Raw genomic sequence first — 23044 nt, forward strand, 5'->3', positions numbered from 1 at the left:
GGTGGCTGGGCACGCGGGGCCGCCGAGCTTGTGAGGTGGCCCGATGAGCGGTGGTGTGACACTGGAGCAGAAAGCGGTTTCCGCCAAGCGCGGGAAACGGCTGTCCCCCATGGTGTACCTGCTCATCGCGGTCGGCGCGCTGGCGGTGCTGTCGCTGGTCCGGGTGCTCAGCGGGGCAACCGACCTGACCTCGTCCGGCACCGTGCAGGCCGCCCTCATCGCCGCGGTGCCGATCGCGATGGCCGCGCTGGCAGGCCTGTGGGCCGAACGCGCGGGCGTGATCAACATCGGCCTTGAGGGCATGATGGTGCTCGGCACGTTCGGCGCCGGATACGCGGGCTACCAGTGGGGTCCGTGGGCGGGGGTGGCGTTCGGCCTGGTCCTCGGCGTGGTCGGCGGCCTGCTGCACGCGGTCGCCACGGTCACCTTCGGCGTCGACCACATCATCTCCGGTGTCGCGATCAACCTGCTGGCCCCCGGTGCGGCGCTGTTCCTGTCGAAGCTGTACTTCGCCGACGCCCCCGGCGGCGGCCAGAAGCAGTCGCCGCGCATCGCCGACGCCGAGAAGATCACCATCCCCGGCGCGTCGGACCTGCTGGGCACGGTCGAGGCGAAGCGCTGGTTCTTCGTCTCCGACCTCGCGGGGGTCCTGCGCGGGCTCACCACCGAGGTCTCGCTGCTGACGGTCCTGGCGGTGGCGCTGCTGGTGCTCACCGCGTGGGTGCTGTGGCGCACCCCGTTCGGCCTGCGCCTGCGCTCCTGCGGCGAGGCCCCGACCGCTGCGGAGTCGCTGGGTGTCAACGTCTACCGGTACAAGTACCTCGCGGTCGTCGCGTCCGGGGCGTTCGCGGGCCTGGGCGGCGCGTTCCTCGCGGTGAGCTCCGGCCAGTTCCGCGACGGCCAGACCGGCGGCCGGGGCTTCATCGGCCTGGCCGCGATGATCTTCGGCAACTGGCGGCCCGGCGGCCTGGCCACCGGAGCCACCCTGTTCGGCTACACCGACGCCATGGCGCTGCGCGGTTCCGGCGCGGTGCACGCGCTGCTGTTGCTGCTGGGCATCGCCCTGCTCGTCGTCGCGGTCATCCAGTACCGCGCGGGCCACCACGTCCTGTCCGGCGTCGCCGCCGCCATCGGCGTCCTGTTCGCCTGGTGGTACTTCACCAGCGACGAGGTGCCGCCGGAACTGGTCGGCGCGGCCCCGTACGTGGTGACCCTGCTGGTCCTCGGCCTTGCCTCCCAACGATTGCGGGTCCCCAGGGCCATCGGCGTGCCCTACCAACGGGGCCAGGGCGTATGACGATCGACTGGCCCGCCCTCCGCGCGGCGGCGGTGACCGCCGCCGCCTCGGCCTACTGCCCCTACTCCGGTCTGCGCGTCGGCGCGGCAGGCATCGTCGCCGACGGCAGGCTGGTAGCAGGCTGCAACGTCGAAAACGCCTCCTACGGCCTCGCCCTGTGCGCCGAATGCACCCTGGCGGGCCAACTCCACCTGACCGGCGGCGGCAGACTGATCGCCCTGGCCTGCCGCAGCGGCACCGGCGACCTGCTCATGCCCTGCGGCCGCTGCCGCCAGATCATCTACGAACTCGGCGGCCCGGACTGCCTGGTCGACACCCCCACCGGCCCCGCCCCCATGCGCACCATCCTGCCCGACGCCTTCGGCCCAGCCCACCTGCCGTGAGGCGACGTCCTTACGTACTTCAGTGAGTCAGGCGCGGGTGCGGTCGCGGAAGACGGTGTAGCCGGTGCTCAGGTCGGCGGCTGCGGTGTCGAGGGCGTCGATGAGGTCGGCGCGGGTGACGGGGGTGTCCAGGAGGGGGCCCGCGCCGTCGCGGCGGGCGCAGAGCAGGCGGGGGCCGGGGATCAGGAAGCCGAGCAGGTGGTCGGTGCTGACCCCCCAGTCGAGGAACCGGCACGCGCCGGACAGGCGGCAGTGCTCGGCGGAGGTGATCGCCGGGTCGCCCGCCATGAGCAGGTCGAACGCCTCGACCGGGGAGCGGCCCGCGAACAGCGGGTCGACGTCGGGGAACGCGCGCAGGCGCGCGGCGTCGGCGCGCAGGACGTCGGCGAGGTGCGGCACGTAGACCAGGGTGTCGAGCCCGGTCACCACCTGCCCGGCGACGTGCACGCGGACCGTGCGCAACCCGCTGTCCACCTCGTCCACCGGCCCGAGTTCAAGCGCGAACGACGACGGCGCGCCGATGAGCCGCATAGGTCCTCCCCGGATGGCTGAACCGAGCCTGCCACGGCCGCCGCGTCGATTCTGCTCGCTTCTGCGCACCCGGGCTACGGTGGCCGAGAACCGACGAGAAGGGACGCCGATGGAGCCGTTCAGCGCCGTGGAGGTGATCCGGGCCAAGCGCGACGGCGCCCGGCTGACCGACGAGCAGATCGACTGGGTGGTCGGCGCCTACACCCGGGGCGTCGTCGCGGAGGAGCAGATGTCGGCGCTGGCCATGGCGATCTACCTCAACGGCATGGCCGCCGCCGAGACCGCCCGCTGGACCGCCGCCATGGTCGCCTCCGGCGAGACGCTGTCCCTGCGGGTCGGCCGTCCGACGGTGGACAAGCACTCCACCGGCGGTGTCGGCGACAAGATCACGCTGCCGTTGGCTCCGCTGGTCGCCGCCTGCGGAGCGGGGGTGCCGCAGCTTTCCGGCCGCGGCCTCGGGCACACCGGCGGCACTCTCGACAAGCTGGAGTCCATCCCGGGGTGGCGCGCTCGCCTGACTGCCGACGAGATCCAGGCGCAGCTTGTGGATGTCGGCGCGGTGATCTGCGCGGCGACCGATGGCTTGGCTCCCGCTGACCGCAAGCTCTACGCCCTTCGGGACGTCACCGGCACGGTGGAGTCCATTCCGCTGATCGCCGCCTCGATCATGAGCAAGAAGATCGCTGAGGGCGCGGATGCTCTGGTGCTGGACGTCAAATGCGGATCGGGCGCGTTCATGAAGACTCCGGAGGACGCTCGCGCGCTGGCCGCCGCTCTGGTCGACATCGGCGTTTCGCGGGGGGTGCGGGTTTCCGCGCTGATCACCGACATGTCGGTCCCGCTCGGGCGTGCGGTGGGGAACGCCGTGGAGGTGGCGGAGGCGGTTGAGGTCCTGCGCGGGGGTGGGCCTGGTGACGTGGTCGAGCTGACGCTGGCTCTCGCTCGCGAGATGCTGGACTTGGCTGGCTTGTCCGATGTGGACCCTGGGGAGGTTCTGCGGTCCGGTGCCGCGTATGACGTGTGGGCTGCGATGATCCGGGCTCAGGGGGGTGATCCGGATGCCCCTCTGTCGCAGCCTGGTCATGTCCATACCGTTGTTGCCGCGTCGGACGGTGTTCTGTCTACTTTGGACGCTTATGCTGTTGGGGTTGCCGCGTGGCGGTTGGGTGCCGGGCGGGCTCGCAAGGAGGATTCGGTGCAGGCCGCTGCGGGCGTTGTCTGCCATGTGAAGCCTGGGGAATCTGTTCGTGCTGGGGATCCCTTGCTGGAGTTGCGCACTGACACGCCTGAAGCGGTTCCTGCTGCTTTGGCTGCTCTTGATGGTGCGTATGCCATCGCTGAGGCTGCGGTGGGTCGTGAGTCGCTGGTTCTTGAGGTGGTTCGCGGGTGATCGGTGGTCGCGTTCGGGGTCGGCTCGATGGGGCGGGCGCTTGTCGGCCTGGCAGGAGGGCAGGTTGGCTGCTCCAACTCATCGAGCACCTGGCAGGTTCGGGTGCGGTTAGCGGGCGGTTGGTGGGTGTCGCAAGGCTGTGTCCAGGTCTCGCAGTAGCTGTCCTACCCGGTTGCGGGTGCTTGGGGCGTTGGGGTAGCGGGTGAGGACGTTTGTCACGGTGGGGGTGGCTAGGTCCGTTGCCTTCCTGATGTAGTTGGCGCCGACGTCGGGGTTGTCGTCCGCGTCGAGTTCGCAGGCTCTGGCTGTGTGGGCTGCCGGGCCGAGGATGTGCCGGACCTGGGTCGCCTTGGCTATGGGGTGTAGGAATGGTGTGCCTGCTGTGGCGACGGCCGCGCGGGCGGCTTCGCTTGCCGCTGTTTGGCCTGCGTCTCGGGTTTCCTGGTATGCCCGGTGGGCTGCCCACGCGCTATCGCGGATCGCCTTGGTTCTGTTGGCGCCGTTGGCGAATGCCCGCGCGGCGTTGATCGCGGATCGTGGGCGGTGGTCGAGTGGGCGGATGCGCTCGTAGATCGTCAACGCGGGTTCCGCGCAGGCCACCGCGTAGGCGGTGATCTCGCGTAGCTCGGCCATGCTGAGGTCGATCATCAGGTTCTCGTCAGGCACTTCGTCAACGGTATCGTTGAACCCGCGGTGGGGACTTTCCGGCGATGTTGGCAGGGTAGTGCGGCGAAACCTTCAAGGCAGTGGGCGGCTCCGGCCGGTTGATCTCGCGCGTGAGCACGGGTTGTCCGCGCAGGCGATCAGGAACTACGAGGCGGCTGGCATCCTTCCGGCCGCCGAACGCACCCGGCACGGTTACCGCACCTACACGCCGCCGCACGCGCAGGCCCTGCGGGCGTTCCTCGCCCTCGTGCCCGGACACGGTCACCAGGTGGCCACCTCGATCATGCGGGCGGTCAACCAGGGGGCGACCGAGGCCGCGCTCGGGATCATCGATGCGAGCCACGCCCAGCTTCTCGGCGACCGCGGCACCCTCCATGCCGTCGAAGCGGCGCTCCGCGATCTCAGTCCCGTGCGGCAGGAACGCGGGGACGTGTTCGTCGGCCCGCTGTCCCGAAGGCTTGGGGTCCGGCCCGCCACCCTGCGCAAGTGGGAGCGGGCGGGACTGGTTCAGCCGCGCCGCGACCCGGGGACGGGATACCGCGTCTACAGCCCGGCCGACGTGCGCGACGCGCAACTGGTCCACCAGCTCAGAAGGGGCGGCTACCTGCTGGAGCAGATCGCCCCGCTGATCGCCCAAGTCCGCTCCGCAGGCGGCATCGTGCCGCTGGAGTCGACTCTCCACGACTGGCGCGCCCGGCTCGCGGCCCGCGGTCGCGCGATGCTCGCCGGCGCCGCCGCGCTGCACGCCTATCTTGACTGCCTGCCTGATCCCGATCCGCACATCGGAGTGACCCCTGGCCCCGAAAAGCAGTAGGGCTACCTCCGTGCGGAGATAGCCCTACCGGTTGCCGAGCGAGCGGTCAGGCGCCCGCGGCGATGTCGTTGTCCTCGGGGTTGTCGTCGCGCACCTTGTCGGCGGACTTGGGGCCCTTGCCGTTGGTACGGCGGCGGTTGCCCTGCCGGGGGAGGGTGGTCGGCGGGGGCGGGGTGGGCTGGCCGCCGCCGAGCATGAGTTCGGCGAAGGTGGCCATGGCCTCGTCCAGGTGGCCGCCGATGCGGCGGACCGACTCGTCGTTGCCCCGGCGGACCAGGGTCTCGACCGACTCCGAGTCGGGGCGGTTGGACAGGGTGCCCTCGACCTTGCTCAGGCCGCGCTCGACCGCGGCGCCGAGGTCGCCCAGCTTGGCGGTGAAACCGTCCTCGACCGTGTCCAGGCGGGTCGCCATCTCGTCCAGGCGGGCGGTGACCTTCTCCAGGCGCTCGGCCAGGAACTCCAGCCGGTCGCTGGCGTCGACGGTCTCCTTGGTCTCGCGCAGCGCGTCGCGCAGGGCGTCGGTCGCCTCGTCCAGCTTGGCGTGGACGGCCTCGCGGGACTCGCCGACCGAGGAGCCGAGGGCGTCGCGGGTGGCGGCGATGGCCGACGCGACGGTGTCGAGCTTGCCGTGCAGCGAGTCCGAGGTCTCGGTGAAGCGGCCGTGCAGCGCGTTCGTGGAGTCGCTGACCGCGCCGTGCACGGCGGCGACCTTGCCCTGGACCGCGTCGGTGGTCTCGCCGACCACGCGCGCCAGGGCGTCCTTGGTGCCGTCGAGGTGCTCGTGCACGCCCTCGTCCACCTCGTCCAGGCGGCCGCGCAGCGCGGTCTCCATGATCTCGATGCGCTCGCGCACCGGACCGTGGACCGAGCCGGGCACCAGGTCGATCTTGCCGTCCTGCTTGTCCAGGTGGCTGTCCAGCTCGTCGATGCGACGGTGGATGCTCGACAGCTTGTCCTCCAGGCCGTCCATCCGGCCCGCCACGCCCTCGAAGCGCCCCGCGACACCGTCGAGACGGCCGTCGAGCTGGGCGAACGGGGTGGCCAACTTGTCCACGATGCTTTCCACCGCGCGGCCGATGGCGGCGATCGCGGTGTCCTGCGCCTCCAGCTTGGACATCGCTTCGTCCAACCGCTCGGCGAGCACGCTCACCTCGGTGCGGTCGGGCATCTCGGACAGGCGCTTGCGCACCGACCCGATGGACTCCAGCGGCGACAGCCTGGCGTGGATCTCGTCCAGAGCGTCGAAGATCTGCTGCTGTTCACTCTCACGGATCTCGGCCGCGCGCGTGAGCATGTTGCGCATCCGGTCGAACGACACCGTGGGGTTGTTTTCGTTCACGGAGGTGACCTTCGTCCTGGTGAGGGGATGTGGAGATGAAGGGGAGCCTAGCCAGTCCCAGAAGGCGTCCATACACCACCCGTAGCTAGTTCGTCGGTGTTGACACGGACGATTGGACCATTCGGCGGACACCCCTCCAGCGGATGCCGCGCCTCGCGCCACACCTTACGTGAGCTTTTGGCTACCCGAATGAGTGGTGTCAGGGTGAGTACCGTGTCCGCATGTCGACGTCCGCATCGGCGCCGGTGACCCCGGCCGCCATCCTCAGCGCCCCCAAAGTCCTCCTGCACGACCACCTCGACGGCGGCCTGCGGCCCGCCACGGTCATCGACCTCGCCGAGGCCGCGGGCTACCGCGACCTCCCGACCACCGACGCCGACGATCTCGGCGCGTGGTTCCGCGAGTCGGCCGACTCCGGCTCCCTGGTGCGCTACCTGGAGACCTTCGCGCACACGTGCGGTGTCATGCAGGACGAGGACGCCCTCGTCCGGGTGGCCGCCGAGTGCGCGGAAGATCTAGCGGCGGACGGGGTCGTCTATGCCGAGGTCCGCTACGCGCCGGAGTTGTTCACCGAACGGGGCATGAGCCTCGACGCGATCGTGGAGGCCGTGCAGGCCGGGTTCCGGGCGGGCGAGCGCCGCGCCGCCGAGGCGGGGCGCACGATCCGGATCGGGACCCTGCTGTGCGCGATGCGACAGAACGCGCGCTCGCTGGAGATCGCCGAACTGGCGGTCCGCCACCGCGACGCGGGCGTCGTCGGCTTCGACATCGCCGGGCCGGAGGCCGGGTTCCCGCCGACCCGCAACCTCGACGCGTTCGAATATTTGCGCCAACAGAACGCGCATTTCACCATCCACGCCGGTGAGGCGTTCGGCCTTCCCTCCATCTGGGAAGCGTTGCAGCACTGCGGGGCGGAACGGCTCGGCCACGGCGTCCGCATCGTGGACGACATCAAGGTCGCAGGCGACGGGACGGTGCACCTCGGGCGGCTGGCCAGTTATGTGCGCGACCGCCGCATCCCGCTGGAGATGTGCCCGACGTCGAACCTGCAGACCGGCGCGGCGGCCTCGATCGCCGAGCACCCGATCGGGCTGCTGACCCGGCTGCGGTTCCGGGTGACGGTGAACACCGACAACCGGCTGATGAGCGGCTGCACGGTGTCCAGCGAACTCGCCGCCCTGGTCGAGGCGTTCGGCTACGGCTGGGAGGACCTGCGGTGGTTCACGATCAACGCCATGAAGTCGGCGTTCATCGGCTTCGAGGAACGGCTGGCGATCATCGAGGACGTGATCAAGCCCGGCTACGCCCGCCTGATCTCGCCCTAGTGGCTCGCACCCCGGCGGCGGCCGCCGCCGAGCCCGGCTCGGCGGCGGCCCCACCTAGGAGCTAGTGGACGACCAGGCGGTCTTCGAGGTTCTGGACCAGCTTGTGCCAGACCGCGGCCTCGGTGTCGAACGGCGCGCTGGGCGCCATCCGGGTCGGGTCGGGGGCGAGGATGAAGCTCACCAGCCAGCCCAGGCTCTCCGACTGGCCCAGCGCCTCGGCGACGCTCTCGTCGCCCGCCCAGTCGGCGGCGTCGGTCAGCAGCTCCACCGCGAGGTCGAGCTGGACCGGGTCCACGGCGTCGACGCCCTCGGCGAGGTCGTCGCCGAGGCCCTGCAGGACGTAGGTGTTGTCGGTGTCGACGTCGAGGTCGAGGCTGCCGTCGGTGGCCTTGGTCGCGACCTCGCCCCAGGTGGACACCTCGGCGAGGTCGTTCTCGGAGAGGTCTTCGTTCGCCAGGAACTTGGCCAGGCCGCGCGCCGAGGTGGCGACGTCGATCTTGCCGTCGGCCCCGAGGAAGACCGGCTCGTCATCGAGGTAGCAGCGCAGCGTGTAGTACTCGGCCCCGTCGGTGATGATCTTGATGGGGTCGATGCCGACCTCGGCCCAGAAGCCCGCCGGGGCCGCCTCGGCCTCTTCCGTGTCGGCCTCTTCCGTGTCGTCCTCTTCCGCGTCGTCGGCCGCGTCGAGGTCGTCGTCGGCGGCGGCTTCGGCGGCCTCGGCGTGGAAGGCCACGAGCTCCTCGGCGCTCTTCTCCAACGCGACCTCGTCGACGTCCGGGGTCGCCACGACCGAGTCCAGCGCGTCGAGCACCTCGTCCCAGCGCTCGGAGATCGTCTCGGCCAGGTCGGTCCACAGCCGCTCGCCGTCGCGCCCGGTGAACGGGAACGTGCCCTGCTCCAGCACGGCGAACCCGTCGGCGGAGTTGAGCACGTCGTGCACCTCGTCCAGCTCGCACACGTCGGCGAGGGCGCGCACGATCGCCACGATGTCGGCCAGCTCGCCGACCGTCCAGGTGTCCGGTTCCTCCGCGGCCAGCTCCGGCACGCCCACCAGGTCGTACTGGTGCGCCTCGTCGGGCATCAGCTCGGCCACCGACAGCGCGGGCACCAGGTGCCACGCGGGGTGGTCGGACAGGTCGTGCTCTTCTGTCGTGCGGACGAACGCCGCGAGATGCGCGGCGTCGGGGAAGGCGTAGAGGTCGTCCTCGTGTCCGAGGAACGCCTCCCATTCCTCGCCGTCTTCCCGCCACCGGGGAGCCCACAGCGTGACAAGGTCACCCTTCGGCAGCCCGAGTTCGATCGGGACGATGTCCTGGGCCATTGGAGGTCCTCCTGGTCGCGCAGCCACCGACGTACGTGCTCGCGCGAACAAGCGCGACGCGTCGGCAGCCTACGGGGTACGGATCACCTGTCGGAACGTAGGGATGACAGGTCGAACGAGAGCGGGTCGTCGGGGTCGAAGCCATCATCCTCCACGGGCCCACGGGCGCTTTCCCCCGCCCCGTCGGCCTTGCGCATCCGCTCGTCGCGCCTGCGCTGAAACTCTTCCGCGGTGATCCCCGAGCCCGCCCCCGCGCGGGCTGGAGCGGCCCGGCCGGAGATCAGCTCGATGGCGTAGGTCATGTTGTCCCCGAGCAGCGGGGCCAGCTTGTTGTACCCGGCCTGCGTCGCCTCGTCCATCGCCGCTTGCGCGACCATGACGATGAGCCTGCCCAACTGGTCGGCGCCCCACCGCACGGCGTCCTGGCGTAACCACAGGTCGACCAGCTTCCCGCGCCCGTCCACGGTGACCCGCACACTGCCGTGGTTGTCATACGCCGTGCCCTGCACGTTCCGCAGCACGGTGTCGATGTCGGCGAGCGCCTCCTGCCGCGCCCGGCCGTCCTCGATGAGTTGGCGGGTGCTGCGCTCCAACGGCTGACGGTCTGTCATCTGGCCGCTTTCGGTGTGCGGTGGGTGGACTGGACGAGAACGGGGCAGGCGCCCCGGCCCCGCGGGCGGCGAGCCGATCGGCCGCGCCGACGACGGCAGCTTTCCCCGTTCCGGCCGGGATAATCACCGACCGGCGGAGACGGCTCCGAGCCGGGGGCGGGCTGCCGCTCGCCGGGTGGGTCGAGGCCCGGGCTGCCTGGGCTGTGGGGTGTGGTGGCGGCCTGCCCGCCTGGCGGGCCTGCAGTCGGCAGACCTTCAGACGCGCGGCCGCCAGTGTTCCCGGCCAGACAGGGCGATCCAGAGGTCGTGACCAGGCCGCCCGCCCGCGCCACCGCCCCAGCGGCAGGCCCGGTCGCCGTGGTTGTCCCGGGCGCCCTGGCGGGCCGGCGCGCCGTGGCTGGTCGGGGTGCGCTAGCCGGACGGGATGCCCTGGCGGGCCGGGGCGCTGTGGCTCGTTGGGTCGGCGTGGCTCGTTGGGTCGGCGTGGCTGGGTCGGACGCCGTTGCTGGTTGGGGCGACCAGGGCGGCCGGAGCGGGTTCGCGGGCTGGCGCGGCCGGGTGGGGACTTGGGCGTGGAGGGGGTGGCGGGCGGGGGTCATCGGGGCAGCCGCCGTCCGCCTCTGGGGGCGAGGGGGCCCAGGGGGCTGTCGAAGGCCTCGTCTTCGTCGTCCTCGTCGGTGGGCTCGTAGCCCAGGGAGGTGAGGTGCTTCTCGCCCGCGGGGCCGAGGACCGGGGCCAGGGTCTGGTACATGCTCGCCCCGGCCCGGCGGGTGGCGCGGTCGGCCAGGGCCATGATCTGCGCCGCCAGCGCGTCGGAGCCGCTGGACAGCGCCGCCGGGGTCAGCTTCACCTCGGACAGCAGGCCACCGGGACGCACCTCGACGCTGATCGCGCCGTCGCCGCTCATGGCCTTGCCGGTGATCGGCCCGACCCGCTGCGCGCGTTGCTCGGCCTCCGCGCGGGTCCGTTCGACCCGCTGTGCCACCGTGTCGAGCTCGTGCTCGATGTCGATCTCCACGCCCCCACCTTTCGTTCAGGCGACAGTGTGCCGCAGGCTCAGCCGGTGGGTCGGTAGAAGCCGACGAACGGCATCCCCGAGTTGGTGGTGCGCAGCGGCCCGACCTGGACCGGGTCGCCCGCCTCCACGATCTGGCCGTTGCCGATGTACATCGCCACGTGGCCCTCCCAGCAGACCAGGTCGCCCGGAAGCAGCTGGTCGGCTGAGGGCACCTCCGCCCCGATGTCCTGCTCGCGGGACGTGCGCGGGATCTCCAGGCCGCCCTCGCCGTAGGCGTACTGGGTCAGGCCGCTGCAGTCGAGCCCGGCGCCGGGCGTGGTGCCGCCCCAGACGTACGGGACGCCGAGCTGGCTCAGCGCCGCCCGGACCGCGCGCGCGGCCGTCTCGTTCGGGGCCTGGACAGTGCTGCCGTCGGGCAGGTTGACCGCGACGCCCGTGCCGGGCTGCGGCGGGATGGCCATCGGCAGCCTGCGCTTGGTGGCCACGCCACCGCCACCGCCGCCACCTCCGCCGCCGCCCCCACTTCCGCCGCCGCCGCCACCGCCCTGGCGGTCGTTGTAGGCCGCCGGTGGCGGGCTCGCCGCGCCCGCCGTCGATGTCGAGCCCGCGTCGCCGCCGGTGAGCTTGGTGACTACCCCGCTGAGCTGGGTCATCACGGTTTCGAGGTTGGTCGAGGTGTCACCGGTGAGCTGGGCGGCGTACTGGGCCAGCTCGGTCAGCTTCTGCTGCGCGCCCGCCGGGTCGCCCGCCTGCCGCAGCGCGGCCGCGGCCTGCAGGAGTTCGGCGGCCTTGCGGTTGAAGTCGTCGATCTGGTCCTGGTTGACCTTCTGGCCGACCTTGAGGATGTCGCCCGCTTCCCGGACCGCCTGCTGCACCTCGGCGCTGTACTGGCTCAGCTCGGTGCTCACCGCGTTCTGGGCGGTGACGTCCTGCTCGTGGCGGACCGCGCCCTGCCCGGTCCAGCCCTCGCGCAGGCCGCTGGCGTGGCTGGTCGCGTCGTAGCCGACGGTCGTGAGCGTGGTGGCCACCCCGGCGTGCGCCTGGCTGATCCCGTCGATGGCGTTGTCGTCGGTGGCGAGGTGCCGCTGCGCGGTGGCGGCGGGCTGGATCATCGGGTCCAGCAGGTCCCGCACGGGTGCGGTCATGCCAGCTCACCCGCCGCGCGCCGCAGCCGCTGCTCGGCGTCCTGCTCGGTGCCCTCGAAGTTGGTCCACGTGTTGCGCACGGCGTCGGCGGTCCCGCCGAGACTGTCGGCGAGCCCCTGGACGCGGCTCATCTGCCGCTGTGTCGCCGCGCGGATGGCCTGGCTGAGCCCGACCTCGCTGCCGATTTTGGAGAACGCGTGCTCGCCGAACTCGGCGTGCCCGCGCAGATCCTTGTCCGCCACACCGCGCAACTGCTCGGCGAGCGGGTTCACCCCCGCCGTGTACGCGCGGAAGGCATCGCCCTCGCCGCGGTAGCCCCCGACATCCGACTCGGTCATGTGCTCCCCTCCTGACGTTCGGCACTGGGACGTTCGCCCCGCTCCGATCGCTCCCCTGCGTTCGGATTTCAGGTTATGACACGGCTCGGGCGCGGCGGGGCGGAAGCGGCGAGTTATCCACAATCGCCGGATTCATCCACAGGTTTCGCAGCGCCCTTGACAGGCAGCGCCTTGACAGGCAGTGCCCTCGACAAGGCAGTGCCCTCGACAAGATTTCAGGCGCCCATCGGGTGCCACACCGTCTTGGTCTCCAGGACCGCGCGCAGGCGCGCGATGTCCGGGCGGGCGGTCCAGTCCGGTTCCTCGGCAGGCGTCCGCAAAACCCGCTTCACCGTGCCCGCGGCCGCCCGTTCCAGGTCCGTCCGCAACTCCGGCGGGGCCCCGGTGAGATCGAGGGCGTTGACGTCGGCGTGCGTGGCCAGCCAGGGCGCGAGTTCCGCGGTGTGGCCGGTGAGCAGGTTGACCACTCCGGCGGGCACGTCGGAGGTGGCCAGGACCTCAGACAGGGTGATGGCGGGCAGCGGCCGGTTCTGGCTGGTCACCACGACCGCGGCGCACCCGGCGGCCAGCGCGGGCGCGAGGACGCTGACCAGGCCGAGCAGCGACGACCTCTGCGGCGCCAGCACCCCGACGACCCCGGTCGGCTCGGGCACGGAGAAGGAGAAATACGGGCCTGCCACCGGATTCGCCGCGCCCAGGACCGTGGCGATCTTGTCGGTCCACCCCGCGTACCAGACCCAGCGGTCGATCGCGGTGTCCACAAGGGACTGCGCCCGCTTCTGCGGCACGCCCTCGCTGGCGGCGACCTCGGCGGCGAACTGCTCGCGCCTGCCCTCCAGGACCTCCGCGACCCGGTAGAGCACCTGCCCCCGGTTGTACGCGGTCGCCCCCGACCACTTGCCGAATCCCTTGCGGGCCGCGCCGACCGCCTCGCGGAGGTCTTTGCGGGACGCCTGCGCGGCGTTGGCGAGGAACTTCCCGCGCGCGTCGGTCACCGGGTACGTGCGACCGGACTCGGAACGCGGGAAAGCGCCGCCCAGATAGAGCTTGTAGGTCTTCGCTACCGTAACGCGGTCAGACATCGAGGTACGCCTCCAGCCCGGCGCGGCCGCCCTCGCGGCCGAAGCCCGACTCCTGGTAGCCGCCGAACGGGGCGGTCGGGTCGAAGCGGTTGAACGTGTTGGCCCACACCACGCCCGCGCGCAGCCGGTCGGCCATCAGCAGGATGCGGGAGCCCTTCTCGGTCCACACGCCCGCCGAGAGGCCGTACGGGGTGTTGTTGGCCTTGGCGACGGCCTCGTCCGGGGTGCGGAAGGTCAGCACGGACAGCACCGGCCCGAAGATCTCTTCGCGTGCGATCCGCATGGCCTGGCTGACGTTGGCGAAGACCGTGGGCGCGAAGAAGAACCCCTTGTCCGGCACCGGGCACGGGCTGGTCCAGCGGACCGCGCCCTCGTCCTCGCCGGAGGCCACCAGTTCCTGGATCTTGGCAAGCTGCTCGCGGGAGTTGATCGCGCCGACGTCGGTGTTCTTGTCCAGCGGGTCGCCGATCCGCAGCGTCGCCACGCGCTTGCGCAGCTTGTCCAGCACCTCTTCGGCCACCGACTCCTGCACCAGCAGCCGTGAGCCCGCGCAGCACACGTGGCCCTGGTTGAAGAAAATGCCGTTGACGATGCCTTCCACAGCCTGGTCTATCGGCGCGTCGTCGAAGACGATGTTCGCCGCTTTGCCGCCCAGTTCCAGGGTCAGCTTCTTGCCGGTGCCCGCGAGCGACCGCTGAATGATCTTGCCGACCTCAGTGGAGCCGGTGAACGCGACCTTGTTCACGCCCGGGTGGTTTACCAGCTCCGCGCCAATGTCACCCGCGCCGGGCAGAATGTTCACAACGCCCGGCGGTAGCTCTGCCTGTTGGATGATTTCGGCTAAGACCAACGCGGTAAGCGGAGTCGTCTCGGCTGGCTTGAGCACGACAGTGTTGCCGCACGCCAACGCGGGCGCGATTTTCCACGCGGCCATCAGCAGCGGGAAGTTCCACGGAATCACCTGCCCGGCCACCCCGACCGGGCGCGGGTCGGGGCCGAAGCCCGCGTGGTCGAGCTTGTCGGCCCACCCCGCGTGGTAGAAGAAGTGCGCCGCCGCCGTCGGCACGTCGGTGTCGCGCGACTCCTTGATCGGTTTGCCGTTGTCCAGGCTTTCCAGCACCGCGAGCTCACGGGCGCGCTCGGCGATCATCCGCGCGACCCGGAAGATGTACTTCGCGCGCTCCGCGCCGGGCATCCGCCCCCACACCCTGTCCTGCGCGCGCTTGGCGGCCTTGACGGCCCGGTCGACGTCGGCCGGGCTCGCGGTGCTGACCTCGGCCAGCACCTCCTCGGTGGCCGGGTTGACGGTCTTGAGCGGCTCGCCAGCGCCCTCGACGAACTCGCCGTCGAGGAACATCCGGTAGTTCGCTTTGAGGTTCGCGATGTCCCGCGACTCGGGCGCGGGGGCGTATTCCCAGGTCATCTAGTCCACCGTCACGTAATCCGGGCCGCTGTAGTGGCCCTCCAGTTGGGTGCGGCGCTGCATCAAGAGGTCGTTGAGCAGGCTTGACGCGCCGAAACGAAACAGCCGTGGGTCGAGCCACCGCGGCCCGGCGACCTCGTTTACCGCGACCAGGTAGCGGATAGCGTCTTTCGTGGTGCGGATACCGCCGGCGGGCTTGACGCCGCGCGGTTCGCCGGTCGCCGCGTGCCAGTCGTGCACGGCCTGGAGCATCACGTGCGTCACCGGGAGCGTGGCGGCGGGGGAGACCTTGCCGGTGGAGGTCTTGATGAAGTCGCCGCCCGCGAGCAGCGCCAGCCAGGACGCGCGCCGCACGTTGTCGTAGGTGGCCAGCTCACCGGTCTCCAGGATGACCTTGAGACGCGCGTTCCCGCAGGCGGCCTTGATCGTGCGGATCTCGTCGAAGACCCGCCCGTACTGCCCGGACAGGAACGCGCCCCGGTCGATCACCATGTCGATCTCGGTGGCCCCCGCCTCGACGGCGAACTCCGTGTCCGCGATCTTGATCCGCAGGCTCGACCGCCCCGACGGGAACGCGGTGGCGACACTGGCCACCCCGACCCCGGTGCCGCTCACCTCGGCGACGGCGGTCTCGACCATGTCCGGGTAGACGCAGACCGCCGCGACCTTGGGCACCTCCGGTCGGTCCGGATCGGGACGGCGGGCCTTCGCGCACAGCGACCGGACCTTGCCTGGCGTGTCGGCGCCCTCCAGGGTCGTCAGGTCGACCATCGAGATCGCCAGGTCGATGGCGTGCATCTTGCTGGCCTTCTTGATGCTGCGCGTGCCGAGACCGGCGCTGCGCTGCTCGACCCCCACCGCGTCGACCCCGGGCAGGCCGTGCAGGAACCGCCGCAACGAGGTCTCGTCACGGGTGACGTCGGCGAACTCTCGGGTCGACGTCTTCATCGAGGACTCGGCCATACCGGCGAGTCTAGGCCCGCTCAGCCGCCGGATCCGCGCTGACGCTCAGCCCGCCAGGCCTGCCTCGTGCAACCGGTCGTCCAGTTGCCGCACGGCTGACGTGCCCTGCCAGGGCGCAAGCGTCCTGCGGACGTCGCGCACGTGCTTGGTGAACCGCACAGAGCGGTTGTTGCCCAGTGCTTCCGGCACGCTCCCCAGCACTTGGGCGGCTTCATCGATGTCACCCGCCGCCACATGGGCTTTGCTGAGCTGGATTTTGTCGAAGGCGAACCTTCTTGGATTGGCGAGAGCGGCACTCTGCGTATAGGACGAAATCACACCACTGAACGTCTGGACAGCATCGTTTGTCTCGCCGAGGGTCAGCAGGCATTCGCCTCGCCGGGAGGTGTGCAGCGCTTTATTGTAGATCCAGATAGGACGTAGGGGCTGTTCGCCGCATCGGGGAAGGCGCATTGTGGTCTCATCGAGATTTCGCCTCACGCCATCGGCGTCACCTGCGGCGGCGAAAGCGCAAGCGGCGGTGTCCGACGCATAGGCTCGGGCAACGATGTTGTCCGTACGCGCCGCCCATGTGGCTGCGGCGGCGCCATAGTCCGTGGCGATCGCGGGCTTGTTCATTCGCACGAGCAGGGATGTCATGCGGGTGAGCGCGAACGCGGCCAGCGCAGCGTCTTGAGCTTGATGGGCTGTTTCCCGTCCCTGCTCGTAGCCGCGACGAGCGCCGTCCAGGTCGTCCAAGTCGAAGGCCAGCCAACCGGATATAAGCTGCGCGTTGGCAAGCGCGGACAACAGGCTTGGCCGCAACGGGTCGGGGCAGCGCGAAACCATGCCGCTCAACGTCTGTATCTGGGCCAGGATGGTGTGCTGTGCCGCCTGCGCGCCGAACTGGCGGTCGCTCTGGCGAGCGTGTTCCAAGATGGTCTCGATATGGGCGATGACCTGCTTGTCCACCCGTTCCGGTTCGGCGATCGCGCTTACCAGGCGGAGCTGTTCATCCGGGTCGAGGTTGCCGAACATGGCCGGAGCGATGGCGCTTGTCGCCGTGAGTCCCAAGAGCTGCAACAGGCCGCGTCGTTTCATGATATCCGCCAATTCGCGAAGGATTTCTTCGGCTTCCGTGATCGGGTTCGGCGTTTCCGGTCGACTCGTCTGAAGACTTATCGCCTTGCGTCTGGCTTCCGCCAGCTCAGCTTCCCTGGCCTCGACGCGGTGGGCCTGCAGCGCCGCTTCCAGTGCCCGGAACGACTCCATGAGCGCCCCGTTCGCGCCGACCATGCGGTCAACCACCGCCCAGAACTCTTCGTCGGCGCGGCCCCGCCCCTTCTCCAGGTGCGCCACGGTGGTGCGGTCGTAGTGCGTGGGCCGCGCCAACTGCTCTTGCGTCAGGCTCGCCGCCTTCCGCAGCGCGGCAAGGTGCTCGCCGAGACGTTTGCGCAGAGCAACTAGCGCTTCGGGTTCACGAGGCATCTCACGCACGCTTTCGCCGTCTTGGCACGAGCCCTGACCAGGATAACTCAGCGTACGCGTGTGACAACCCCGTGCGTTCGACTTCGCACGTCTCCATCACATCCGGTGCTGAAGGCGCTAGCTGCGGGCGGGTGTGGCTGTTCCCGGGGTGAGTCGGCGCCGCCGACCCAGGTGTGTAACCGACCGACTCCGACGGACCCAGGCCGGGCGCTGTTCGAGCAGCCAGATGCGACGTCCCGAAGACGGGCTCAGTGGCCGAGGTGCTTGCGGCGGCCCTTGCTCCGCTTCGGGGTGCGCACGTCCACGCCGCCCCAGAAGGCGAAGCCGGTGATTCGCAGGACCGGGCCACCGGGGGTGCCCTCGGTGCTTCGGTTGCTGAAACCGCCCATGATTCCCGATCCGGTGACGTACACGGTCACGTCCGGGGGAACGATGATGTCGATGCCGCCCATCAGCGCGTACGCGTTGATGACCGTCTCCCGCGCCTCGAACCGGGCGTCCATGAGGTTGATCTTCACGCCGCCCATGAACGCGACGGCGTTGAACGTCGGGGGGATGGTCCAGACGCCGGTGCGGTCCGCGCCGGACAGCATGGCGATCGCGCTTGACGAGGTGCCCCGGCCGCCTACCCGGCCAGGTGCGCTCGGCGCCGCGGCTTGCAGGGTGATCTGGTGGCCGGGGAGGTCGCGGACCACCGGTTCCAGGTCGCCGAAGGTCTTGGCGGCGTAGACCCGGTCCAGCCGCTCCTCCAACTCGCCCAGGGTGAGCCTGCCCTCGGCCATCGCGTCGTGCAGCACCTTCGCGAACCGCTCGCGGTCCGCGTTGGACACCCGCATCTCATGCGGGCCGGGAATGCTGGGCTGCTCACTCACGGGCACGAGAGTAGCGCGAACGGGTGATCAGCAGTACTGGACGCCGCACCGGGCTACCGTGGCGGCATGTCCTCAGGCGTGCCGTCCTTCCGCAGCGACCGCATCGACACGACGCCGATCGACCCGCTGGTCGAAGTCCTAGACCTGCAGGCCGGGCTGCCCGGGATCGTGCGGCTGCGGGCCTGGGGACGGCAGGCGCTGGCCGCGCAGCCGGGGGAGCGGGTGCTCGACGTCGGCTCCGGCACCGGCACCGAGACGCAGACCCTGGCCGCGGCCGTTGGCCCCGACGGCGACGCGGTCGGCGTCGAGCCCAACCCGGCCATGCGGGAAGTCGCCGAACGGCGCGCGGCGCAGGCGGCCTCGTCCGCCCGGTTCGTCCACGGCGAGGCCACCGACCTGCCCTTCCCGGACGACACCTTCGACGCCGTCCGCAGCGAACGCGTCTTCCAGCACCTCGCCGAGCCCGACCGCGCCGCCGCCGAGATCGCCCGCGTCGTCCGCCCCGGCGGCCGCGTCGTGCTCATCGACACCGACTGGGCCACCGCGATCATGCACCCCGGCGAGCCAGCCGTGATTCGCGCGATCACCGAGACGATGCTGGCCAACGTCGCCAACCCGTACGCGGGCCGCAGGCTCGCGGGCTGGCTCACCGCGGCGGGCCTGCGGGTCACCGACATCGGCTCCCAGGCGCTGCTCCAGGGCCCCGAGGTGATCGAGGGCCCGATGGTCGCCATGCTCACCGACCGCGCCCTGGCCGCGGGCGCCATCACCGCCGGACAACGCGAACGCCTCATCGCCGACCTCGCCGAAGGCGCCCGGGTCGGCGACTTCCACATGTCCGTCACGATGTTCGCGGTGCTGGCCCACCGCTGAGCTACCGTGTCCGCTCATGGACGTGCTCACCGTGGACCACCCGCTGGCCAAGGCCCGGCTCACCGTCATGCGCGACGCCCGGACCGACAGCGCCACCTTCCGGGCGGCACTCCACGAGTTGACCGTGATGCTCACCTACGAGGCCATGCGCGCCGCCCCGCTGCGCGTCGAACGCATCCACACCCCCGTCGCCCGCACGGACGGCCACTGGCTGGCGAACCCGCCGCTGCTGGTGCCGGTCCTGCGCGCCGGCCTGGGCATGGCCGACCAGGCGCACAAGCTCATCCCCGACGCCCAAATGGGTTTCGTCGGCCTGGCCCGCGACGAGACGACCCTGCGGCCGACGCCGTATATGGAGTCCCTGCCCGAGGACCTGTCGAACCGCCCGGTCTTCGTCCTCGACCCCATGCTGGCGACCGGCGGCTCCATGGCCTACACGATCACACTCCTGACCGACCGCGGCGCGACCGACGTGACCGCCATCTGCGCGCTGGCGGCCCCGGAGGGCATCGAACACCTCGCGTCCTCCGGTCTCCCGGTCCGCCTGGTCACCGCCAGCATCGACGAACGCCTCAACGACTCGGGCTTCATCGTCCCCGGCCTCGGCGACGCGGGTGACCGGCAGTACGGGGCGGTGTGACACTTGGCCGTCGCGTCGCGAGACTAAGGCGGGTTCAGCGTCGCCAACCCGACGTGTTGGCACGCAGGGCGCGTTCGTAGGTCGCGGCCACGTCCATGTCCGGGGGCAGGTTGCCGCAGAGTTCGAGGCTGACCAGGCCGTGGACGATGCCCCAGCAGCCCATGGCCATCGTGTGGGTGGTGTCGGGGAAGACGCCCGCGCGGGCGCCCGCCGCGATGACGTTCAGGAGAGGTTCGAGGGCGGCTCGGGCTTGGGCGGTGGCTTCCTCGTCCGGCTCGAAGCCGGGGTGGCCGCCGAACATGATGCCGTACAGGTGCGGGTCGGCCAGGGCGCTGTCGCGGTAGGCGATGCCCAGGCGGGTGAGGTCTTCCGCGGGGTCGCCGGTGGGTTGGACTGCCTGGAGGCGGGTGCCGAGGCGGCGGAAGGCTTCCATGTACAGCGCGCGGACCAGGGCGGGTTTGCCGCCGAACAGGGAGTAGACGGCGGTGGTGGATGTGCCGACGTCCGCGGCGAGTTTGCGCAGGCTGAGGGCGGCGGCGCCCTCGCTGGACAGCAGTTCCCCGGCCCGGTCGAGCAGTCGCGTCCGGAGCGCCTCGTCGTGGGTCTTCGGCCTGGGCACCTGGGCAGTCTAACCACCCGAGGTTCCGTAACGCCGTTACGAAGGTATCGCGGTGGTACCGTGACCTTTATGGCGATGACTCTGCGGCTGACCGAGGAGGAGAACGCCCGGCTCGACGAACTCGCCGTCGCCGAGGGGCGTTCCAAGCAGGAGATCCTCCGGTTGGCGCTCGCCGACCGCTGGGCCCGTCTGCACAAGGAAGAGCAGCTTGGCGAGGTGCTGGGCCGGGTCCTGCCGCGCTACCGGGCCCTGCTGGACCGTCTGGGCCCTGTGTGATCATCGACGGGTGACCGCCTACCTGGACGCCAGTGACCTGCTCGTCCTCGCCGCCGCCGTGACCGGGGGCGACCTGGTGGTGCGCGACCTGGGGTTGCTCGACTCCGCCGCGCACCGGCCGCGGGCAACGGTGCTCGGGGTGGAGGCCTACGACACGCTCTGGCTCAAGGCCGCCGCGCTGCTCGACTCGATCGTGCGCACTCGTCCCCTGGCCGAGGGCAACTGGCGGTTGGGGTGGGTCGCCGCGGTGACGATGTGTGACCTGAACGGGTGGTGGATCGACGCGGACACCGACGACGCGCTCGATGTGGTCCGCGAGGTGGGCAAAGGCGCCGTGGAGGTGCCCAAGATGGCCGCGCATCTTCAGGCCTGGGCGCTGCCGAAGTCACCATGACGCGGCTTTCGGGTTGACCTGGAGCGCACTCCAGCTTCTACCGTCGACAGCGTGACCCAGCCGACGACCCAGCCGACGACGTACGCGATCGCCGAGGCGGCCCACCGCAGTGGGCTGTCGATCGACACGCTCCGGTACTACGAACGCATCCAACTGATCGACCCGCCCGCCCGGGACTCCGGCGGCAGGCGGGCCTACTCCGACGACGACCTGGCCTGGCTGGGGTTTCTCACCAAGCTCCGCACGACCGGTATGCCCATCAAGCTGATGCGCGAGTACGCCCGGCTGCGGCACCAGGGCCTGGCCTCCGCCGGGCCGCGCAAGCGGATCCTGGAGCGCCACCGCGAGGACGTGCTGGCCCGCATCGAGGAACTGCGGTCCTGTCTGGACGTCCTCAACTACAAGATCGACAACTACGCCACCCTGATCGCCGCCGAACCGCGCCCCCAGGAGGCCTCGGCGTGACCCTTCCCCAGCGTCTGCCTGGTCCGCTGACCGTCGGGTCGCAGGGCCCGGGACGCATGGCCATGAGCATGGGCTACGGCGCCGCGGCCGCCGACGAGGCGGCCGCCACCCTGCGCCAGGCGCTCGACCTGGGGGTGGGCCTGGTCGACACCGCCGACATCTGCGGCGTTGGCCACAACGAGGAGCTGGTCGGCCGGGCCGTCGCGGACCGCCGCGACGAGGTCGTGCCTGCCACGAAGTTCGGGATCACGGGTATCGACCCGGTCGGCGGCTTCACCGTCCGCGGTGACGCCGCCTATGTGCGGCAGGCGTGCGACGCGTCGCCGCGCCGGTTGGGCGTCGACCACATCGACCTGTGCTACCGGCACCGCGTCGACCCGGACACGCCGATCGAGGAAACCGTCGGCGCGATGGCGGGGCTGGTCGCCGAGGGCAAGGTCCCCAACCGGGCGATCGTGGCCGCTGAGCGCGGGGTGACCACGGGCCGATTGGCTCTGGCGTGGGTGCGGGCGCAGGGGTCGGACGTCGTGCCGATTCCGGGCGCCAAGCGCCGCGCGTACTTGGTGGAGAACATCGCGACTGTCTGTATTGGACTGTCGCAAGAGGACATAGCGGCCGTCGAGAACTAGGACAAGGGGAGAAAAAGCAATGAGCACACTGGAAACCCGCCGCATCGGCGAGTTGACCGTCGGCGCGCAGGGCCTTGGCTGCATGGGCATGAGCGACTTCTACGGCTCCCGCGACGACGACGAATCGATCGCCACCATCAACGCCGCGCTGGACCTGGGTGTCACCCTGCTCGACACCGCGGACATGTATGGTCCGCACACCAACGAGATCCTGCTCGGCAAGGCCATCAAGGGCAGGCGCGACGACGCGGTCATCGCCACCAAGTTCGCCGTCGTCCGCGACCCGGAAGACGCGACCGCCCGCGGCATCCGCGGCGACGCGCCGTATGTGAAGCAGGCGTGCGAGGCGTCGCTGCGCCGGTTGGGCGTCGACCACATCGACCTGTACTACCAGCACCGCGTCGACCCGGACACCCCGATCGAGGAAACCGTCGGCGCGATGGCCGAACTGGTCGCCGAGGGCAAGGTCCGCCACCTCGGATTGTCCGAGGCAGGCCCGGAAACGCTGCGCCGCGCGCACGCGGTGCACCCGATCACCGCGCTGCAGACCGAATGGTCGCTGTGGAGCCGCGACATCGAGGCCGAAATCCTGCCGGTGGCGCGTGAACTGGGTATCGGCCTGGTGCCGTACTCCCCGCTGGGCCGCGGTTTCCTCACCGGCAAGTTCACCTCCGCCGACGATTTCGAGGAAGGCGACTTCCGCGGTGTCGGAATGCCCCGCTTCGCTGGCGAGAACCTCCAGAAGAACCTCGCCATCGTGGCGGCCCTGCGCCGACTCGCCGAAGAGCGCGGCGTCACGCCGGGGCAACTGGCCTTGGCCTGGGTCCAGCACCAGGGCGACGACGTGGTCCCGATCCCGGGCACCAAGCGCCGCAAGTACCTGGTCGAGAACGTCGCCGCCGTGGGCGTCACCCTCTCCGAGTCCGACATCAAGGCCATCGAGAACGCCGTCCCCGCCGACGCGGTGGCGGGCGACCGCTACTACGAGGAGGGCATGAAGCTCATCAACGGCTGACAATGTCGGAAAAGCGCTCCTCCGGGGACTCAGGAGGAGCGCTTTTCCACGGTTCCGGACGACGCGACCAGACTCGCCATGTCGCGCTCGGCGTTCTCACTTGTCGCGCTTCTTCTTGGCGATATTACCGGCCAGACTCAGGGCGCCC

At 70.6% G+C, this 23044-nt stretch carries 26 protein-coding genes; 12 read left to right on the forward strand and 14 right to left on the reverse strand.

The genetic code is table 11. From position 1 onward, the window contains the following. Window positions 1-43 precede the first annotated feature (43 nt). The gene (locus BLS56_RS17665) at window positions 44-1297 is read left to right on the forward strand and encodes an ABC transporter permease (RefSeq protein WP_091451956.1); all 1254 of its coding nucleotides are present in this window, start codon (window positions 44-46) and stop codon (window positions 1295-1297) included. Beyond that, window positions 1294-1680 (forward strand): cytidine deaminase, encoded by a 387-nt coding sequence (locus tag BLS56_RS17670; RefSeq protein ID WP_091451959.1) that lies wholly within the window; start codon window positions 1294-1296, stop codon window positions 1678-1680. Before BLS56_RS17665 ends, BLS56_RS17670 begins: the two co-directional genes overlap by 4 nt. Window positions 1681-1707: 27 nt before the next feature. On the opposite strand, the gene BLS56_RS17675 is transcribed toward BLS56_RS17670, so the two are convergent. After that, window positions 1708-2211, reverse strand: coding sequence for a hypothetical protein (locus BLS56_RS17675; RefSeq protein WP_091451962.1), 504 nt, complete (start codon window positions 2209-2211; stop codon window positions 1708-1710). Window positions 2212-2320: 109 nt separating this feature from the next. Between BLS56_RS17675 and BLS56_RS17680 the strand changes: the two genes are divergently transcribed. After that, window positions 2321-3601, forward strand: coding sequence for a thymidine phosphorylase (locus tag BLS56_RS17680; protein ID WP_091451965.1), 1281 nt, complete (start codon window positions 2321-2323; stop codon window positions 3599-3601). 108 nt (window positions 3602-3709) lie between these two features. On the opposite strand, the gene BLS56_RS17685 is transcribed toward BLS56_RS17680, so the two are convergent. Further along, window positions 3710-4249, reverse strand: coding sequence for a putative immunity protein (locus BLS56_RS17685; protein WP_091452430.1), 540 nt, complete (start codon window positions 4247-4249; stop codon window positions 3710-3712). Window positions 4250-4325: 76 nt separating this feature from the next. On the opposite strand from BLS56_RS17685, the gene BLS56_RS17690 reads away from it, so the two are divergent. Then, on the forward strand, window positions 4326-5081 hold the full coding sequence (locus BLS56_RS17690; protein WP_091451968.1) for a TioE family transcriptional regulator: 756 nt from the start codon (window positions 4326-4328) through the stop codon (window positions 5079-5081). A gap of 46 nt (window positions 5082-5127) precedes the next feature. On the opposite strand, the gene BLS56_RS17695 is transcribed toward BLS56_RS17690, so the two are convergent. Beyond that, window positions 5128-6384 carry an apolipoprotein A1/A4/E family protein gene (locus tag BLS56_RS17695; RefSeq protein WP_175482915.1) on the reverse strand — a complete coding sequence of 419 codons (1257 nt, stop codon included), beginning with the start codon at window positions 6382-6384 and terminating at the stop codon, window positions 5128-5130. 257 nt (window positions 6385-6641) lie between these two features. Between BLS56_RS17695 and BLS56_RS17700 the strand changes: the two genes are divergently transcribed. Next, entirely contained in the window at window positions 6642-7745 is a 1104-nt protein-coding gene (locus BLS56_RS17700) for an adenosine deaminase (RefSeq protein ID WP_091451973.1), read from the forward strand. Between the two features lie 61 nt (window positions 7746-7806). Here the strand turns inward: BLS56_RS17700 and BLS56_RS17705 are convergent, their stop codons facing one another. The 10 genes from BLS56_RS17705 to BLS56_RS17750 form a co-directional block, all read right to left on the reverse strand. Then, on the reverse strand, window positions 7807-9066 hold the full coding sequence (locus BLS56_RS17705; RefSeq protein ID WP_091451976.1) for a primosomal protein: 1260 nt from the start codon (window positions 9064-9066) through the stop codon (window positions 7807-7809). A gap of 83 nt (window positions 9067-9149) precedes the next feature. Then, on the reverse strand, window positions 9150-9677 hold the full coding sequence (locus tag BLS56_RS17710) for a YbaB/EbfC family nucleoid-associated protein (protein WP_091451979.1): 528 nt from the start codon (window positions 9675-9677) through the stop codon (window positions 9150-9152). 595 nt (window positions 9678-10272) lie between these two features. Beyond that, window positions 10273-10695, reverse strand: coding sequence for a YbaB/EbfC family nucleoid-associated protein (locus BLS56_RS17715; RefSeq protein WP_091451981.1), 423 nt, complete (start codon window positions 10693-10695; stop codon window positions 10273-10275). Window positions 10696-10733: 38 nt separating this feature from the next. Next, entirely contained in the window at window positions 10734-11840 is a 1107-nt protein-coding gene (locus BLS56_RS32330; RefSeq protein WP_228771726.1) for a C40 family peptidase, read from the reverse strand. Further along, window positions 11837-12178 carry a hypothetical protein gene (locus BLS56_RS17725; protein WP_091451983.1) on the reverse strand — a complete coding sequence of 114 codons (342 nt, stop codon included), beginning with the start codon at window positions 12176-12178 and terminating at the stop codon, window positions 11837-11839. Before BLS56_RS17725 ends, BLS56_RS32330 begins: the two co-directional genes overlap by 4 nt. A gap of 215 nt (window positions 12179-12393) precedes the next feature. Continuing rightward, entirely contained in the window at window positions 12394-13260 is an 867-nt protein-coding gene (locus BLS56_RS17730) for an aldehyde dehydrogenase family protein (protein ID WP_091451986.1), read from the reverse strand. Continuing rightward, window positions 13253-14683, reverse strand: a complete 1431-nt coding sequence (locus tag BLS56_RS17735) for an aldehyde dehydrogenase family protein (protein WP_091451990.1) — start codon at window positions 14681-14683, stop codon at window positions 13253-13255. Before BLS56_RS17735 ends, BLS56_RS17730 begins: the two co-directional genes overlap by 8 nt. Next, complete coding sequence (deoC, locus tag BLS56_RS17740) at window positions 14684-15646, reverse strand: deoxyribose-phosphate aldolase (protein ID WP_175482899.1); 963 nt, start codon at window positions 15644-15646, stop codon at window positions 14684-14686. Between the two features lie 45 nt (window positions 15647-15691). Then, on the reverse strand, window positions 15692-17113 hold the full coding sequence (locus BLS56_RS17745; RefSeq protein ID WP_175482900.1) for a helix-turn-helix domain-containing protein: 1422 nt from the start codon (window positions 17111-17113) through the stop codon (window positions 15692-15694). A gap of 248 nt (window positions 17114-17361) precedes the next feature. After that, window positions 17362-17985, reverse strand: coding sequence for a DUF1707 SHOCT-like domain-containing protein (locus tag BLS56_RS17750; protein WP_091451996.1), 624 nt, complete (start codon window positions 17983-17985; stop codon window positions 17362-17364). 66 nt (window positions 17986-18051) lie between these two features. Between BLS56_RS17750 and BLS56_RS17755 the strand changes: the two genes are divergently transcribed. Then, on the forward strand, window positions 18052-18858 hold the full coding sequence (locus BLS56_RS17755; RefSeq protein ID WP_091451999.1) for a methyltransferase domain-containing protein: 807 nt from the start codon (window positions 18052-18054) through the stop codon (window positions 18856-18858). Between the two features lie 16 nt (window positions 18859-18874). Beyond that, window positions 18875-19498, forward strand: a complete 624-nt coding sequence (gene upp, locus BLS56_RS17760; protein WP_091452002.1) for a uracil phosphoribosyltransferase — start codon at window positions 18875-18877, stop codon at window positions 19496-19498. A gap of 34 nt (window positions 19499-19532) precedes the next feature. Here upp and BLS56_RS17765 read toward each other — a convergent pair whose 3' ends face one another. Further along, window positions 19533-20117, reverse strand: coding sequence for a TetR/AcrR family transcriptional regulator (locus tag BLS56_RS17765; RefSeq protein WP_091452003.1), 585 nt, complete (start codon window positions 20115-20117; stop codon window positions 19533-19535). A 69-nt stretch (window positions 20118-20186) separates the two neighbouring features. On the opposite strand from BLS56_RS17765, the gene BLS56_RS17770 reads away from it, so the two are divergent. Genes BLS56_RS17770 through BLS56_RS17790 form a run of 5 tightly spaced genes read left to right on the forward strand, consistent with a single transcriptional unit; the run spans window position 20187 to window position 22896 of the window. Next, complete coding sequence (locus BLS56_RS17770; RefSeq protein ID WP_091452006.1) at window positions 20187-20393, forward strand: ribbon-helix-helix domain-containing protein; 207 nt, start codon at window positions 20187-20189, stop codon at window positions 20391-20393. Window positions 20394-20403: 10 nt separating this feature from the next. Continuing rightward, window positions 20404-20787, forward strand: a complete 384-nt coding sequence (locus BLS56_RS17775; protein WP_091452009.1) for a type II toxin-antitoxin system death-on-curing family toxin — start codon at window positions 20404-20406, stop codon at window positions 20785-20787. A 51-nt stretch (window positions 20788-20838) separates the two neighbouring features. Continuing rightward, window positions 20839-21252, forward strand: a complete 414-nt coding sequence (locus BLS56_RS17780; protein ID WP_091452011.1) for a MerR family transcriptional regulator — start codon at window positions 20839-20841, stop codon at window positions 21250-21252. A gap of 56 nt (window positions 21253-21308) precedes the next feature. Next, window positions 21309-21881 (forward strand): aldo/keto reductase, encoded by a 573-nt coding sequence (locus BLS56_RS17785; RefSeq protein ID WP_091452014.1) that lies wholly within the window; start codon window positions 21309-21311, stop codon window positions 21879-21881. 19 nt (window positions 21882-21900) lie between these two features. Beyond that, window positions 21901-22896, forward strand: a complete 996-nt coding sequence (locus BLS56_RS17790) for an aldo/keto reductase (RefSeq protein WP_091452017.1) — start codon at window positions 21901-21903, stop codon at window positions 22894-22896. The last annotated feature ends 148 nt before the right edge of the window (window positions 22897-23044 follow it).

The organism is Actinokineospora iranica (assembly GCF_900101685.1).
GTDB lineage: Bacteria > Actinomycetota > Actinomycetes > Mycobacteriales > Pseudonocardiaceae > Actinokineospora > Actinokineospora iranica.

Bases quoted from the DNA above. Each gene is read 5' to 3' on its own strand.
- BLS56_RS17710 (WP_091451979.1), bottom strand. From the start codon at position 9,677: ATGACAGACCGTCAGCCGTTGGAGCGCAGCACCCGCCAACTCATCGAG.
- BLS56_RS17745 (WP_175482900.1), bottom strand. From the start codon at position 17,113: ATGCCTCGTGAACCCGAAGCGCTAGTTGCTCTGCGCAAACGTCTCGGC.
- BLS56_RS17790 (WP_091452017.1), top strand. From the start codon at position 21,901: ATGAGCACACTGGAAACCCGCCGCATCGGCGAGTTGACCGTCGGCGCG.
- BLS56_RS17705 (WP_091451976.1), bottom strand. From the start codon at position 9,066: ATGGCCCAGGACATCGTCCCGATCGAACTCGGGCTGCCGAAGGGTGAC.
- BLS56_RS17770 (WP_091452006.1), top strand. From the start codon at position 20,187: ATGGCGATGACTCTGCGGCTGACCGAGGAGGAGAACGCCCGGCTCGAC.
- BLS56_RS17680 (WP_091451965.1), top strand. From the start codon at position 2,321: ATGGAGCCGTTCAGCGCCGTGGAGGTGATCCGGGCCAAGCGCGACGGC.
- BLS56_RS32330 (WP_228771726.1), bottom strand. From the start codon at position 11,840: ATGACCGCACCCGTGCGGGACCTGCTGGACCCGATGATCCAGCCCGCC.
- BLS56_RS17755 (WP_091451999.1), top strand. From the start codon at position 18,052: ATGTCCTCAGGCGTGCCGTCCTTCCGCAGCGACCGCATCGACACGACG.
- BLS56_RS17675 (WP_091451962.1), bottom strand. From the start codon at position 2,211: ATGCGGCTCATCGGCGCGCCGTCGTCGTTCGCGCTTGAACTCGGGCCG.
- BLS56_RS17695 (WP_175482915.1), bottom strand. From the start codon at position 6,384: ATGCGCAACATGCTCACGCGCGCGGCCGAGATCCGTGAGAGTGAACAG.
- BLS56_RS17725 (WP_091451983.1), bottom strand. From the start codon at position 12,178: ATGACCGAGTCGGATGTCGGGGGCTACCGCGGCGAGGGCGATGCCTTC.
- upp (WP_091452002.1), top strand. From the start codon at position 18,875: ATGGACGTGCTCACCGTGGACCACCCGCTGGCCAAGGCCCGGCTCACC.
- BLS56_RS17685 (WP_091452430.1), bottom strand. From the start codon at position 4,249: ATGATCGACCTCAGCATGGCCGAGCTACGCGAGATCACCGCCTACGCG.
- BLS56_RS17735 (WP_091451990.1), bottom strand. From the start codon at position 14,683: ATGACCTGGGAATACGCCCCCGCGCCCGAGTCGCGGGACATCGCGAAC.
- BLS56_RS17700 (WP_091451973.1), top strand. From the start codon at position 6,642: ATGTCGACGTCCGCATCGGCGCCGGTGACCCCGGCCGCCATCCTCAGC.
- BLS56_RS17665 (WP_091451956.1), top strand. From the start codon at position 44: ATGAGCGGTGGTGTGACACTGGAGCAGAAAGCGGTTTCCGCCAAGCGC.
- deoC (WP_175482899.1), bottom strand. From the start codon at position 15,646: ATGGCCGAGTCCTCGATGAAGACGTCGACCCGAGAGTTCGCCGACGTC.
- BLS56_RS17785 (WP_091452014.1), top strand. From the start codon at position 21,309: ATGGCCATGAGCATGGGCTACGGCGCCGCGGCCGCCGACGAGGCGGCC.
- BLS56_RS17730 (WP_091451986.1), bottom strand. From the start codon at position 13,260: ATGTCTGACCGCGTTACGGTAGCGAAGACCTACAAGCTCTATCTGGGC.
- BLS56_RS17670 (WP_091451959.1), top strand. From the start codon at position 1,294: ATGACGATCGACTGGCCCGCCCTCCGCGCGGCGGCGGTGACCGCCGCC.